Below are 13931 nucleotides of genomic sequence, written 5' to 3' on the forward strand. Positions count from 1 at the left end.
AACTTTTCGGAGGTGGCAAAATTGAAAAAGGCTTTTCTATTTTTATTATCATTAGCATTTATTTTCTCATTTGATGTAAGAGCCTTAGCTGATGGTGACCATAGTAAAAATATTAAACAGGCAACAGAAAATTTTAAAAATGGCAGTAGTAATGATCAAACCGAAATGGAAGGAATGGACCACGGCAGTGGCGCGGACATGGAAGGAATGGACCACGACAGTGGTGCGGACATGGAAGGAATGGACCACGACAGTGGTGCGGACATGGAAGGAATGGACATGGAGGAAGGAAGCGGTGGTGCAGCTCATGATCATCATGCCGCAGTTGTGGAGGTACCACCAAACTATAAAGTGTTAGGTACCTATGGAGCTGTGAACTTATTATTTATCCTTATAGGTGTTTGGAATAAATGGTTTAGACGGAAGGGGGATTTAAACAATGGCCATGCCTGAGAAAAACTTACCAGAAAAGGAACCTTTTGATCTCCTATCGATACCAGTTGTAAAAAAGTTTGTAAAAAGCAAGTGGTATCCAGGAATCTTTCAATGGATCGTTATCTTCGTATTTTCGATTATTGTTTATGAATTAGTTATGGGGACTGTTGATCCAAGTAAAAACTTCGGAACAACAATGACATGGGTGTTATGGTGGCCGATCATACCCGTTCTATTTTTAGTAACTGGCCGCTTCTGGTGTGCGATTTGTCCGTTTGGTAAATTAAGTGATATTGTCCGTAAATTTGTTGGCAGCAAGCGTCCAATGCCTAAGTTTCTACGAAAATATGGAATTTGGCTTATTGATATCTTCTTTATTATGATTACTTACAGTGACCACGTTTGGGGCATTGTAGAATCTCCTCGAGGATCAGGTTACTTATTGCTTTTACTAGTGACAATGGTTGTAGGAACATCTGTTTTTTATGAAAGAAGAACCTTTTGTAAGACGCTTTGTTTCCTTGGCGGTCTCGCTGGAAACTATTCTCGTTCTGGAGCGTTAAAAGTGCAGGCAACACCTGATATTTGTAAAACCTGTAAAGTGCAATCCTGCTACAAAGGATCTGAGGGTGTGGAAGGTTGTCCAATGTTCCAATTCCCACGGACAATGGAATCTAGTGCAGAATGTAATATTTGCGGAAACTGTGTGAAGAACTGTCCGAATAATTCCGTGAAAATCACCACAAGAGTTCCGACGAAAGAATTATGGGGCTTAAAGAATCCGAAGCTTGAGCATGCTTCCCTTGCAGCTGTTATTATGGGGATCGTATTCGTACAAAATATTACCATGCTTGAACCTTGGCAAAATATTTTAAGCGCGATTGGCTCTGTTACTGGTACTTCAAACTATGTAGTAAACTTTTCGATCGCCTTTATTATTGCAATGGCATTACCGATTCTTTTATTATTAGGAACTGCAAAACTAGCATCAATCCTTGGAATGGAAGGATCAATCAAAAAGAACTTTACTCGTTTTGGCTATGCAATTATTCCATTAGATTTAGCTGGGCACTTAGCTCATAACCTATTCCATATCTTCACAGAAGGTAAGGCCGTTTGGTTTAACTCGATCCGATTATTTGGTGTCGATTCAAACCCAGCAAATTTAAGTCTAGCTTCCACACCAACCGTACAAATGATTCAGTATATCGTAATTGTAATCGGATTGGTCGGTACTTGTTACGTCGTGTACAGGATGGGCAGAAGCAAAATGACATCTTTAAAAGCAATGCTTCCATATTACGTACTTATGACGGTACTAGCCATCACAAATATTTATTTATTTTCACTTCCGATGATGCATAGGGTGTAATAAAAGACTAGTCGTAATTTGATGAAGAAAGGAAGGACCGAAAAGAAGGTCCTTCTTTTTTGTGTTTTTAGTACTTTTTATTAGCGATCTAGTTTATTAAGCTACTATTATCAAATTAGAAGGAACTTTAAACTTATTTAAAGGACAAAAGAATCCGGGTAAGTAATATTAGTCTAAGGATGTGATATATATTGTAATTCATTCAAATATGTCCGTTCTTGTTTGTTGGATTATAAGCCTTTTTATTTGAGCTTTAAATTTCCTTTAAGATTCCCTCAAAGTAATTTTAAAACACGCCCCTTGTCCAGCTTGACTTTCAACTGTTATTTTCCCCCCGTGTGCTTCAACTCCCTTTCGTTTTGATATATCCGCATAACCATTAATATAAGGTAATGGCATGCGAAGTTCGTGTGAAATACTTGCTAGGGTCTGAATAGAATGAGAGAGCTCACCAAGTTCATCGAGAGAAGGTTTGGAAGCGTTACTTTAAATCGTCGGTGTCTGTTTGTGATTCCTTCTCGATAAATAAGAAGAAGGTACCCCACTCTGCGTAACTCGACTATTTCTAAAAACTGTTACAAAATCTGGTTACTTTCTGCACAATTCTTTTATACACTCGAAATAGATTAAAACGTTCAATTTACATAGATAATGCATTTTGAGGAGGAGTCATATGAATCATGAACACTTGATGAAGTTTACTCTGCGTCAAATGGAGATGGAAAGGAAGTCAAAATTAAAAGCTAAACATACTCCTTTTAAAAAGATTTCCCAATATTTTAAAGTAATAAGGAAGATAATTTTGTTTGTAAAGGTAAAATGACATAATTAGAGGTGAAAGGTATGAAGAAGATTGCGGTATTATCAGTACTATCCTTAAGTTTAATTCTTTCCGCATGTGGTTCAACAGAGGATTCAAAAATTGCACCAGTAAAAAGCGGGAAGACAATTGAAGATATTCACGGGGTAGGCGTTTCAAATGACGGGACAACATATGTTGCAACTCATGAAGGACTTTTCTCAACAAAAAATGTGGGTAAAACCTGGAATAAAGTTGGGCAATCGAGTGATGATTTCATGGGTTTTCATTTAAGATCGGATGGTGCAATGATGACCAGCGGACACCCAGGGCAAGATTCAGAATACCCTAATCCAATGGGCATATTAGTCAGTAAGGATAAAGGGTTGAGCTGGAAAGAGGTTGAATATGTTGGAAAGATTGATTTCCATTTACTAACTACCTACCACCATGATCCCAAAATCATCTATGGACTTAATCAAATGGGTACTGGGCAATAGGTGCTGGTATTTATAAAAGCTTAGATGGAGGAGAAAAGTGGGCTAAGGTAGAACCAAAAGGTTTACCAGGTGACCTGATGAAGGTTTATTCGTTACTTGTTCTTCCGGAAAATAAAGACACCTTATTAGCTGGGACCGAAAATGGTGTGATGATTTCGAAAGATGGCGGAGAAAATTGGAATGTATTTGACGAGACCCGTCTTATAACTGCAATGACACTTATGCCGAATGGTAAAGATATCATTGGATATTCAATCAATAATATGGTTTCAGGGGTTATGATCAGCCAGGATAACGGTGAATCGTGGTCAAGTATTGGTTTGGACCTAGGTGAAGATGCTGCTTCCTCCATTTCAGTAAATCAAAAGGATGAAAAACAAATAGCTGTTTCTACTTTTAGTACTTCACTTTTTGAAACGAAAGATGGCGGACAGAAGTGGGATCAGATTATTACGACGGGTAAATTAAAGTAAATGAAAAAAACCAGTGATCACTGGTTTTTTTCATGTCTTTTTTGTTGTCGGTGTCATTGAAATGTTATGGTTTCGATATTTTATTTCCATGGATGCCTCATTCCAAGTTAGTCCCTTAAAAGTAATATTATTTTCATTTGATTTGTTCGTTCTTCTCAATAAGGCTTCAATTCTTGCTAATAATTCGGCTTCATAACCATTTTCTCCCCTCATTTACTAAGTCTTTATATTAATAATAAATGAAAAATATGAAGAATCTTTGCAGAATAGGAATTGCTATAAAGGATTTAAATCCGTTATATTCAGTCCAAATTTTTCTTTAAATAAACGCTCTCAACACACTATTTCTTCATAGAAAATCCTTTTTCAATTTGTATGATGGAAGAAAAGAAGGAGTGGTTTTTATGGAATGGTTACAGTATTTGCTGCTATTACTTTGTCCACTAATGATGATTTTCTGTATGAGAGGTCATGGTGGAGGACATAATCATCAACACGGCCAACACATATCCCCAAGCACGGATTTAAAGTTAAAACTTCTTGAGGAGGAAAATAGCAAACTTAAAAATGAAATGGAGGAACTTGCAAAAGTAATAAAAAAGGGGTCCTAATTCTTGAGCCGTAACCTTAAAAGGTTACGGCTTTAGTTTCGAAACATATAATAACATGAAAAAAGGCTCTAACCGTGGGGGAATCGTTAGAGCCCTTTTCATTTTAAGAAAGGGATATTCTTTTTGGAAAGTTTTACAGAGATATTTCACAAATAAATTGTGTAAGAATGATTTAAATTGCCATTAATCATCTCTTAAAATTCCATGCCTCTATGTTAATAAACATATTTGCACAAAGTTAGCAGAAACGGTGACAAAAAAGCATCATTTATTATACGGTTTTTGATAATTTAGTTAAGATGGATACGTCGTTTCCGAATTTACACATGGCATCGCAGTCACAACGCAAATCATCAAATAACAGATAGGAAATAGATTGGGAATCAAGTGATCGGATGGAAGGCCGCAGCAATTGAGCTTTGATTTCCTTTTCCCGCTTTTCAGGTGCCACTAAATAAAATTGACAGGTATCTGCTTGAACAGATATTGACAAGTCTGATAAGCGAAGAATTCCCGAATAAATCGAGGTGCTTTTTTCAACTTCGAACCCAGCAATCACCTTTTCCTCTTGATCCAACCATAGGACATCAATCAAAGCAATGGTATCGGCTACAGAGGGTGGAAAGTTGAATATGTTTAAATTCTTCAATGAATACTCCCCTAATTTTTGTCCATTCCATTCACGTTTATGATCATTCCGTGCTATCCAAACTTTATATCCCAATGATTTTCCGAGGCGGGCAAGGTGGTACTGCATTTCGGAATGAGTATTTTCTTCCATTTCATCTTTCATTACATCCTTATTACGTCTGTTTTTAGCCTTTACTATTTTTTCTTTTTCAATTTTTAAGAAATCCATAGCATTTTCTTCAATAATTATTTGATAGCTGCCGATTTCAAATAATAGACCGGCGAGAGCACCCAAATCTTTTGATAACTGGTCCTTATATGTGTCATTTTCATGGATAAGCTTTGCTCGCATATCAAGATACGCTTCCCATGAGCCTAGTTTCATCTTTTTGTTAAATAATAGATTATATCCGTTAACTATTGCAGTATTAAATGGAGGAAACAGGGTTGGATGTAAAAAATAGATGATATTCGCAACCGCAGGCCCAACTCCCTTAATTTTTAGTTTGTCTAATTTTTGAATCTCTTCTACAACTTTCTCAGCACTTGATGTTTCCAGGCATGCTTTAAGGAACCTTCCAAACGCTTTCTGATTAAGAGTATTTTCATAGATATCTGGGATTCGTAATTTAGGTTTCCAGTAAAAAGCATGAGCTGCACCTTCAAATACTTGCTTTTGCTCCGAAATGGCCGTAACTACCATTTCGAGACTTGATCCTTTGAAATCATTGCCGAATGTTTCCTCTTCTATTTCCTTAATTACTTTTAGCAATCCTTTTCGAATAGTCCTGAAGGCTTTTAATCGATCATTACTATGTAAAAACCAAGTGTGATATACGGATTCTGGGTCGTTTTTATACAAATCTATTAATGATTTCATCACGATTAGTCCCTCTCTAAATGGCAATCTTATCAAACATCTCAATTATAAAATTTTTAGCAGTTGGAAAGGTATGACAATAATCATTTTCCCTTTCAAAAAAGCCAAAAATGATTGACACTCAAACCACCATTTGAATATTATATAATCAAACGAACATTTGAATGAAGAGGGTGACCAAATTGAAAGAACGTGATGTTTGCGAGACTCCCTGTGTCGATAATGAGAAAACTATTCGTGTTAAACAGCAACTTGAAAATGGTCATAAGATCCCTGATGTAACGAAGCTTTTTAAAGCGTTGTCTGATGAAACTCGCATGAAAATTGCCTATTCCCTAACGTTGGAAAATGAGCTTTGCGTCTGTGATGTCGCCAATATTGTTGGGGCAACAACAGCTACAGCCTCCCATCATTTGCGCCATCTAAAAAACCTTGGTCTTGCAAAGTATCGCAAAGAAGGCAAGCTCGTTTATTACTCCCTTGACGATGACCATGTGAAACAGTTGATCCACATTGCGGTTGCCCACCAGGAGGAGGTGGCGGGTCGTGAGTGAGACTATTGAAAAACAAGTTTACCGGGTCCAAGGTCTTTCCTGAACAAGCTGTGCTGCAAAGTTCGAAAAGAACGTCCAACACCTGGATGGTGTGGTTGATGCAAATATAAATTTTGGGGCTGCAAAGCTCACAGTCTATGGAAATACAACTTTAGAGGGTTTAAATGAAGCGGGTGCCTTCGATAAATTAACGATATTTCCAGAAAAAGAAAAACCGCCAGTCACCGCAGACTTACCGTTCTGGAAACGATATGGTCTGCTTGGGCTGTCATTATTGTTCCTTATCGCCGGCTATATTTTTTCGGAAAATATCCTGTTCGCAGCTGCGATTTTACTAGGAGGCTTTCCTCTTTTTAAAATAGGCTTGAACAATATACTCCGGCTTGAATTTGACATGAAAACACTGATGACTGTTGCGATAATTGGAGCGGCCATCATTGGTGAATGGAGCGAGGGAGCGGTGGTAGTGCTTCTATTTGCGATTAGTGAGGTCCTTGAAACCTATTCAATGGATAAGGCACGAGCATCGATTCGTTCGCTAATGGAACACGCCCCAACAGAGGCACTGGTTTTTAGAAACGGAAAAGAAATTACCTTGAAGGCGGAAGATATTGAGATTGGCGACATTATGATCGTCAAGCCAGGGCAAATGATTGCCATGGATGGAATCATTGTTGACGGGGCATCAAACGTCAATCAAGCCGCGATTACCGGCGAGTCTGTTCCTGTTGCTAAAGTCCTCGCTGACGAAGTTTTCGCAGGCACCTTAAATGCCGAAGGATTTTTAAAAGTAAAGGTCACTAAGCTTGTTGATGAAACAACGATTGCAAAAATTATTCATTTAGTGGAAGAAGCACAGGCAGAAAGGGCTCCATCGCAGCGGTTTGTGGATCGGTTTGCGAGGTACTATACGCCAGTAATCATGGCGGTGGCTGTTTTGGTTGCGATTATCCCGCCGCTTGTTTTCTCGGCAAACTGGCAAGAGTGGATTTACCAAGGTCTCGCGGTGTTAGTGGTCGGCTGCCCCTGTGCACTTGTCATTTCCACGCCTGTTTCGATTGTGACTGCGATTGGAAATGCCGCCCGAAACGGTGTGCTGATTAAGGGCGGGAACTTTTTAGAAGAAGCCGGGGTGCTCCACGCGATTGCCTTTGATAAAACGGGGACCTTAACAAAAGGAATTCCCGTCGTAACGGACTATATAAATTTTAGCAATGACGAGAATTTACTCGATCTTGTTGCCTCATTGGAAAGTAAATCACAGCATCCCCTTGCCGCCGCTATCATTAAAAAAGCGGCCCGCAATGACTATCAGGTCGATGAATTTGCCTCGATTACTGGGAAAGGCATTACCGGGAAAGTGAATGGAGCAGAGTATCGTGTTGGGAATACAAAACTGTTCACTGATATTCCAGCTGAAATCGTGCACCAAATTACTGCTCTGCAAAATCAAGGGAAAACAGTTATGATCATGGGCACCTCAAAGGAAATCTTGGCCCTGATTGCGGTGGCGGATGAAGTCCGTGAAAGCAGCCGAACCGTCATCGAACGGCTCCATCAACTTGGAATCAGGCACACGATTTTGTTGACCGGCGACAACAAGGCTACGGCCGAAACGATTGGCCAACATGTGGGTGTGACTAGCATTGAAGCAGAACTGATGCCAGAGGATAAATTAGCTTTTATTAAAAAGCTAAAAAAGGAATTCGGCCGAGTTGGAATGGTTGGAGACGGAGTGAATGATGCACCCGCGCTCGCTTCCGCAACGGTAGGAATCGCGATGGGCGGGGCCGGAACAGATACAGCCTTAGAAACCGCTGATATTGCGTTAATGAATGATGATTTGAAAAAGCTGCCGTTTACGATCAAGCTAAGTCGGAAAACGCTGCAAATCATTAAGCAAAATATTACCTTATCCTTAGTTGTGAAGCTTATAGCCCTTTTACTAGTGGTTCCAGGCTGGTTGACCTTATGGATTGCCATTTTCGCTGATATGGGCGTGACATTACTTGTTACATTTAATGGCTTACGGCTTTTAAGGGTAAAAGACTAGACGTTATAAATAGTGTTTCCAATCATGTATCAAAAATAAAGATTAGAAAAAACTAGCCTTAATCGTAATATTTTCGGTTTAGAAAGAGATAAATAAAAGAGCCGCTTTTTGTTGGCTTTTGGGGGGATAAACATGGGTCATCACCATCACGGACATTCACATGGACATTCACATGGACACTCACACGGCCATTCGCATGGTCATTCACATACAAGTAATAAGAAAGCTTTATTGAGTTCCTTCCTATTAATTGCTGCCTTTATGGTCGTCGAAGTAATCGGTGGCCTGTTAACAAATAGCTTGGCACTTTTGTCCGACGCCGGGCATATGCTGAGTGACGCCGCTGCACTGGGTTTAAGCTTTTTTGCCATCAAGCTTGGGGAGAAACAGGGCTCACAGGAAAAAACGTATGGTTACAAACGATTTGAAATTATCGCGGCAGCCCTGAATGGAATAACACTTGTCGTGATTTCTATCTTTATCTTTTTTGAGGCTTTCCAACGCTTTTTCAATCCGCCAGAGGTGCAAAGTACCGGAATGCTGATGATCTCTGTCATAGGGTTATTGGTAAACATTGTTGCGGCGTGGATATTAATGAAGGGTGACAAGGATGACAACCTAAATGTCAGAAGTGCATTTTTACATGTTCTTGGTGATATGCTGGGTTCTGTAGGCGCAATTGTTGCGGCCTTGCTCATCATGTTTTTTGGCTGGGGGATTGCCGATCCAATTGCGAGCGTCATTGTTTCGGTATTAATATTAATCAGTGGATACAGAGTAGCGAAAGACTCCTTCCATATTTTGATGGAGGGTGCACCTGCACAGATTGATATCAATCATGTGAAGCAGGAACTAAGAAAGATTCCCTTTGTGAAGGAAGTCCATGATCTGCACATATGGACAATTACCTCCGGGTATCCAGTATTAAGCTGCCATATTACCATTTTGGATAACGGTGTTCATGATGAAATCCTCTCCCAATCACAGCGGATCCTTCATGACGAATTCCACATCGAACACAGCACCATCCAAATCGAAAAAGAAACCAACGGATGCCCAAGCCCGCATGGAACATGTAACTAACAATATGGGTGCTACTATATTAGAGCACGTTAGTGGCTGAAGGGAATTTTCCACCAGTGGCGGACAAATAAGCAGAAGTGTCTTTCTTTGGTGCCTGACACCACATCACATCACATCATATCACATCCATTAAACCTGTCCGTGAAGAGGATAGGTTTTTCTTTGTGTGTTTTTTCGTTCTTCAATAGTTTTAAATTGGATATTTTTTCATTATTGGTTAAAATAATATGATGATGTTTAAGATAGTTTTTACCCAGGAGGATTCACATGAAAGATAGGGAAGGTCAGCAAGACAAGCGTTTCAAAATTGCGCACAGGGAAGCCCTGATTGGAATTATTCTAGTTTTAATTAATTTTATTTGGTGGTATGGATTTGCCTACGGGCTCGGTTCGGAAAAAGTAGAAAAGTATTCGTACATATTCGGGCTGCCCGCCTGGTTTTTTTACAGTTGTATTCTAGGCTTTATTGTTATGATCATCCTCGTTACTTTTACAGTCAAATTTTTATTCAAGGATGTTTCCTTTGAAGAGGAAGAGGGGGAGGTCAAGTGAACTGGGCCGTCATTACCCCACTGTTAATTTTCTTATTGATTATCTTTGCTGTTGGCATGTGGTCAAACAAGTTTGTTATTAAATCTCATTCTTTCTTAGAGGAGTACTTTTTAGGAGAACGTCAAATGGGCGGATTCATTCTCGCAATGACGATGGTGGCGACGTATGGCAGTGCCAGCAGCTTTATTGGGGGTCCCGGAATCGCTTATACGAAAGGACTAGGCTGGGTCCTGCTTGCGATGGCCCAATTAGCAACCGGTTATTTTACGCTAATGGTCTTGGGGAAGAAATTTGCAATTATCTCCCGTCAGTACAAGGCCATCACCTTAATTGACTTTCTTAAAGAGCGCTATAAAAGCAAAGTGGTCGTTTTATTCTCGGCAGCAAGCATTATCATCTTTCTGTTTTCATCAATGACCGCGCAATGGATTGGCGGGGCACGGTTGGTCGAAAGTTTAACAGGTCTGCCCTATACAACTGCACTATTAATCTTTGCCTTTTCAGTCCTTATCTTTGTGATTGTCGGCGGTTTTCGTGCGGTGGCAATCACAGACACAATTCAAGGTGTGGTCATGTTTGGGGGAACGTTAATCCTTCTCATCGCCACAATTAAAGCAGGTGGGGGAATCCCGAAGATTATCTCAGACTTAGCGACTGAAAATCCGAATCTGATCAGTCCGTTTGGCGCAGACAGAAGTTTAACGCCGTCCTTTGTCTCCTCTTTTTGGATTTTAGTTGGGGTGGGTGTTGTCGGCCTGCCGCAAATTGCAGTCCGAGCGATGTCTTATAAAAATTCGAAGGCCATGCACAATGCAATAATTATTGGAACAATCGTGGTCGGTTTTATTATGCTGGGCATGCATCTCATCGGCGTATTCGCAAGACCAGTTCTGCCTGGTGTGAAAATTGGCGATACCGTCATGCCTTTGTTATCGATGAAGGTACTGCCCCCATATGCCGCAGGAATCGTTCTCGCGGCGCCAATGGCTGCAATTATGTCAACGGTCGATGCTCTATTAATTTTGGTTAGCTCGGCCCTAGTCAAAGATGTCTATTTAAATTACATCAAGCCTGATGCAGGGAACGACCAAGTGAAAAAGGTGAGCTTTAGTGTGACCGCCGTAATTGGTATTGTCGTTATTCTGTTCTCGTTGAGTCCACCAGATCTAATCGTTTGGCTGAATCTGTTTTCATTTGGGGGGCTCGAGTCGGTCTTTATCTGGCCGGTTATTTTAGGATTGTATTGGAGTAAGGGCAATAAATACGGGGCGATTACTTCGATGGTTATTGGGATGGGTTCGTATATTACCATCGATCAATTTTATCCGAATGCCTTTGGTTTTCACACAGTGGTCCTCCCCATCTTCCTATCTCTTGCTGCATTCGTGGTAACTAGTTTATTTACTCAGCAAAATGAAGGTAGGATGCATGTTGGAATGGAAAAATAAGCTAAGTTTTCGAAACGAGGTTCCGTTACCATTTTTGTTGCAATTTTGTGAATTAATTTTTAGAATGAATTAACAGCAATTATAAAATGAGGTGAACTCATTGGAAACCGTTATTCGACATTTATCAGCGCTTATTTTTCCGGGGCTGCTCGTCTTGCTTTTCACACGAGTTACTTACAACCGGGTCATCGGGTTAATATTAACCGTTGCCCTGATTGCTACGTCTGTATATAAAGGTTATACCAACACATTTTTGCTCATCGTCGTCGATGCCTTTTCCCTAACAGCAGGCTTTTGGATGGCTGAAAAAATGAAGCAGAGGGTCATTAAAAAGAGTTAATCCATTTAATGGTTTTGTAGGTCTGTCAGAAAAATGGCAGGCTTTTTCTGTTGAAATTCCAAAAAACGAATATTCGTTCGCATATTATTGGTTTGTTTCTAGGGGATTGTGGTAAAATGGTAATATGAATTTAGAGGATACACTTGAAAGCAACCATCCCGGTCCATTAACAAGGTACATATGCTGAAAAGTGATTGATATAACGGGAGGTAAAGGAATTGTGAAGGATCAATTTGAATTAGTTTCAAAGTACTCGCCCCAAGGGGATCAGCCCGAGGCGATTAAACAATTAGTTGAAGGAATCAGAAACAATAAAAAACAACAGACGCTGCTTGGTGCGACAGGTACGGGTAAAACTTTTACAATTTCAAACGTGATTAAAGAGGTAAATAAACCAACCCTTGTCATTGCTCACAATAAAACACTTGCTGGACAACTCTACAGTGAGTTTAAAGAGTTTTTCCCAAATAATGCCGTCGAGTATTTTGTCAGCTATTATGATTACTTTCAGCCAGAAGCCTATGTACCATCGACAGATACTTTCATTGAAAAAGATGCAAGCATCAACGATGAAATTGATAAATTGCGTCACTCGGCGACTTCCTCCCTATTCGAACGCAAAGACGTGATTGTCATCGCCTCTGTATCCTGTATTTACGGTTTGGGTTCGCCTGAAGAATATAGTGAAATGGTGTTGTCCCTTAGAACAGGAATGGAAGTGGAGCGCAATCAACTGCTGCGCCGGTTAGTTGATATCCAATATGACCGAAACGATATCGATTTCAAGCGCGGAACTTTTCGTGTACGTGGTGATGTTGTTGAAATTTTCCCTGTTTCTCGTGATGAGCATTGCCTTCGTGTCGAGTTTTTCGGTGATGAAATCGAACGGATTCGTGAGGTTGATGCCCTGACTGGGGAAATTATCGGTGAACGTGAACATGTCGCCATTTTCCCGGCATCCCACTTCGTTACAAGGGAAGAAAAGTTGCTTAAGGCGATTGAAAATATTGAAAAAGAACTAGAAGTACGGCTGGAGGAACTGCGCGAGGACAATAAACTGCTCGAAGCCCAAAGGCTTGAGCAGCGTACACGTTATGACCTGGAAATGATGCGCGAAATGGGTTTTTGCTCAGGAATTGAGAATTACTCACGCCATTTAACCTTAAGGGATGCAGGATCAACTCCCTATACTCTGCTTGATTATTTTCCAAAGGACTTTTTAATGGTGATTGATGAGTCACATGTAACCTTGCCGCAAGTGAGAGGGATGTTCAATGGGGATAAAGCACGGAAACAGGTGCTTGTTGATCATGGCTTCCGTCTGCCATCAGCCCTTGATAACCGACCATTAATGTTTGACGAATTCGAAAAGCATATCGAGAATATCATTTTTGTTTCGGCTACACCGGGACCCTATGAGCTCGAGCATACACCAGAAATGGTTTCGCAGATTATTCGTCCGACTGGACTTTTGGATCCAACCCTTGAAGTCCGCCCAATTGAAGGGCAGATTGATGACTTGATTGGTGAAATCCATGATCGAGTAAGTAAAAATGAACGGGTTCTTGTGACCACTTTGACGAAAAAAATGTCCGAGGACCTAACCGATTACTTGAAGGAAATCGGGATTAAGGTTCAATATTTGCATTCGGAGGTTAAGACGCTCGAGCGGATTGAAATTATCCGCGAATTGCGCCTCGGCAAATATGACGTTTTGATTGGGATTAACCTGCTCCGGGAAGGGCTAGATATTCCAGAGGTTTCGCTGATTGCGATTCTCGATGCCGACAAGGAAGGCTTCCTTCGTTCCGAACGGTCGCTAATTCAAACAATTGGACGTGCCGCCCGGAATGCTCATGGCCATGTCATCATGTATGCCGATAAAATTACAAACTCGATGGCATTAGCGATCAGTGAAACAAAGCGCCGCCGTTCCATTCAGGAAGAGTATAATCGCAAGCATGGAATCACGCCGATGACGATTCAGAAGGATATTCGTGATGTCATCCGTGCCACCCATGCCGCGGAAGAGCAGGAAGAATACAAACCATCGGCATCCTTCAGTAAAATGTCGAAAAAGGAAAAAGAAAAACTGATTATGACGATGGAAAAAGAAATGAAGTTCGAAGCCAAGGCGCTTAATTTTGAACGTGCTGCAGAGCTTCGTGATTTAATTTTAGAGTTGAAAGCGGAAGGATGAC

13 protein-coding genes are annotated in these 13931 nt (G+C 40.5%); 12 read left to right on the forward strand and 1 reads right to left on the reverse strand.

Translation table 11 applies throughout. The features are described from left to right. Positions 1-21 precede the first annotated feature (21 nt). From RCG22_RS18960 to RCG22_RS18980, 5 genes are all read left to right on the forward strand, one after another. A complete protein-coding gene (locus RCG22_RS18960; protein ID WP_308104224.1) occupies positions 22-453 on the forward strand; it encodes a hypothetical protein in 432 nt (143 codons plus the stop codon). Then, the gene (locus RCG22_RS18965) at positions 440-1807 is read left to right on the forward strand and encodes a 4Fe-4S binding protein (RefSeq protein WP_308104225.1); all 1368 of its coding nucleotides are present in this window, start codon (positions 440-442) and stop codon (positions 1805-1807) included. Before RCG22_RS18960 ends, RCG22_RS18965 begins: the two co-directional genes overlap by 14 nt. Before the next feature lie 843 nt (positions 1808-2650). Further along, positions 2651-3106: a WD40/YVTN/BNR-like repeat-containing protein gene (locus RCG22_RS18970; RefSeq protein ID WP_308104227.1), complete on the forward strand. Its 456-nt coding sequence runs from the start codon at positions 2651-2653 to the stop codon at positions 3104-3106. A 77-nt stretch (positions 3107-3183) separates the two neighbouring features. Continuing rightward, positions 3184-3579 carry a WD40/YVTN/BNR-like repeat-containing protein gene (locus RCG22_RS18975; RefSeq protein ID WP_308104229.1) on the forward strand — a complete coding sequence of 132 codons (396 nt, stop codon included), beginning with the start codon at positions 3184-3186 and terminating at the stop codon, positions 3577-3579. Positions 3580-3983: 404 nt separating this feature from the next. Then, on the forward strand, positions 3984-4190 hold the full coding sequence (locus tag RCG22_RS18980) for a DUF2933 domain-containing protein (RefSeq protein WP_308104230.1): 207 nt from the start codon (positions 3984-3986) through the stop codon (positions 4188-4190). A gap of 271 nt (positions 4191-4461) precedes the next feature. Here RCG22_RS18980 and RCG22_RS18985 read toward each other — a convergent pair whose 3' ends face one another. Further along, complete coding sequence (locus tag RCG22_RS18985) at positions 4462-5700, reverse strand: hypothetical protein (protein WP_308107204.1); 1239 nt, start codon at positions 5698-5700, stop codon at positions 4462-4464. A gap of 182 nt (positions 5701-5882) precedes the next feature. Here RCG22_RS18985 and RCG22_RS18990 point away from each other — a divergent pair, with 182 nt between their 5' ends. The 7 genes from RCG22_RS18990 to uvrB all read left to right on the forward strand — a co-directional run bounded on the left by RCG22_RS18990 (position 5883) and on the right by uvrB (position 13930). Then, on the forward strand, positions 5883-6254 hold the full coding sequence (locus tag RCG22_RS18990; RefSeq protein ID WP_308104231.1) for an ArsR/SmtB family transcription factor: 372 nt from the start codon (positions 5883-5885) through the stop codon (positions 6252-6254). Then, positions 6247-8307, forward strand: a complete 2061-nt coding sequence (locus RCG22_RS18995) for a heavy metal translocating P-type ATPase (RefSeq protein WP_308104232.1) — start codon at positions 6247-6249, stop codon at positions 8305-8307. The genes RCG22_RS18990 and RCG22_RS18995 overlap by 8 nt, the downstream gene beginning before the upstream one ends. Positions 8308-8439: 132 nt before the next feature. Beyond that, positions 8440-9390: a cation diffusion facilitator family transporter gene (locus tag RCG22_RS19000; RefSeq protein WP_308104233.1), complete on the forward strand. Its 951-nt coding sequence runs from the start codon at positions 8440-8442 to the stop codon at positions 9388-9390. A gap of 267 nt (positions 9391-9657) precedes the next feature. Continuing rightward, entirely contained in the window at positions 9658-9942 is a 285-nt protein-coding gene (locus RCG22_RS19005) for a YhdT family protein (protein WP_308104234.1), read from the forward strand. Next, positions 9939-11390: a sodium/pantothenate symporter gene (panF, locus tag RCG22_RS19010; protein ID WP_308104235.1), complete on the forward strand. Its 1452-nt coding sequence runs from the start codon at positions 9939-9941 to the stop codon at positions 11388-11390. The genes RCG22_RS19005 and panF overlap by 4 nt, the downstream gene beginning before the upstream one ends. Positions 11391-11490: 100 nt before the next feature. Continuing rightward, positions 11491-11730: a CsbA family protein gene (locus RCG22_RS19015; protein WP_098262752.1), complete on the forward strand. Its 240-nt coding sequence runs from the start codon at positions 11491-11493 to the stop codon at positions 11728-11730. A 220-nt stretch (positions 11731-11950) separates the two neighbouring features. After that, positions 11951-13930 carry an excinuclease ABC subunit UvrB gene (uvrB, locus tag RCG22_RS19020; protein WP_308104236.1) on the forward strand — a complete coding sequence of 660 codons (1980 nt, stop codon included), beginning with the start codon at positions 11951-11953 and terminating at the stop codon, positions 13928-13930. Position 13931: the final 1 nt, after the last annotated feature.

The organism is Neobacillus nitrireducens (assembly GCF_030915405.1).
Taxonomy (GTDB): Bacteria; Bacillota; Bacilli; order Bacillales; family Cytobacillaceae; genus Neobacillus.

What these genes read in the sequence shown, in the direction of transcription:
- RCG22_RS18975 (WP_308104229.1), top strand. Translation starts at nt 3,184, where the DNA reads ATGAAGGTTTATTCGTTACTTGTTCTTCCGGAAAATAAAGACACCTTA.
- RCG22_RS19000 (WP_308104233.1), top strand. Translation starts at nt 8,440, where the DNA reads ATGGGTCATCACCATCACGGACATTCACATGGACATTCACATGGACAC.
- RCG22_RS18985 (WP_308107204.1), bottom strand. Translation starts at nt 5,700, where the DNA reads ATGAAATCATTAATAGATTTGTATAAAAACGACCCAGAATCCGTATAT.
- RCG22_RS18970 (WP_308104227.1), top strand. Translation starts at nt 2,651, where the DNA reads ATGAAGAAGATTGCGGTATTATCAGTACTATCCTTAAGTTTAATTCTT.
- RCG22_RS19005 (WP_308104234.1), top strand. Translation starts at nt 9,658, where the DNA reads ATGAAAGATAGGGAAGGTCAGCAAGACAAGCGTTTCAAAATTGCGCAC.
- RCG22_RS18980 (WP_308104230.1), top strand. Translation starts at nt 3,984, where the DNA reads ATGGAATGGTTACAGTATTTGCTGCTATTACTTTGTCCACTAATGATG.
- RCG22_RS18965 (WP_308104225.1), top strand. Translation starts at nt 440, where the DNA reads ATGGCCATGCCTGAGAAAAACTTACCAGAAAAGGAACCTTTTGATCTC.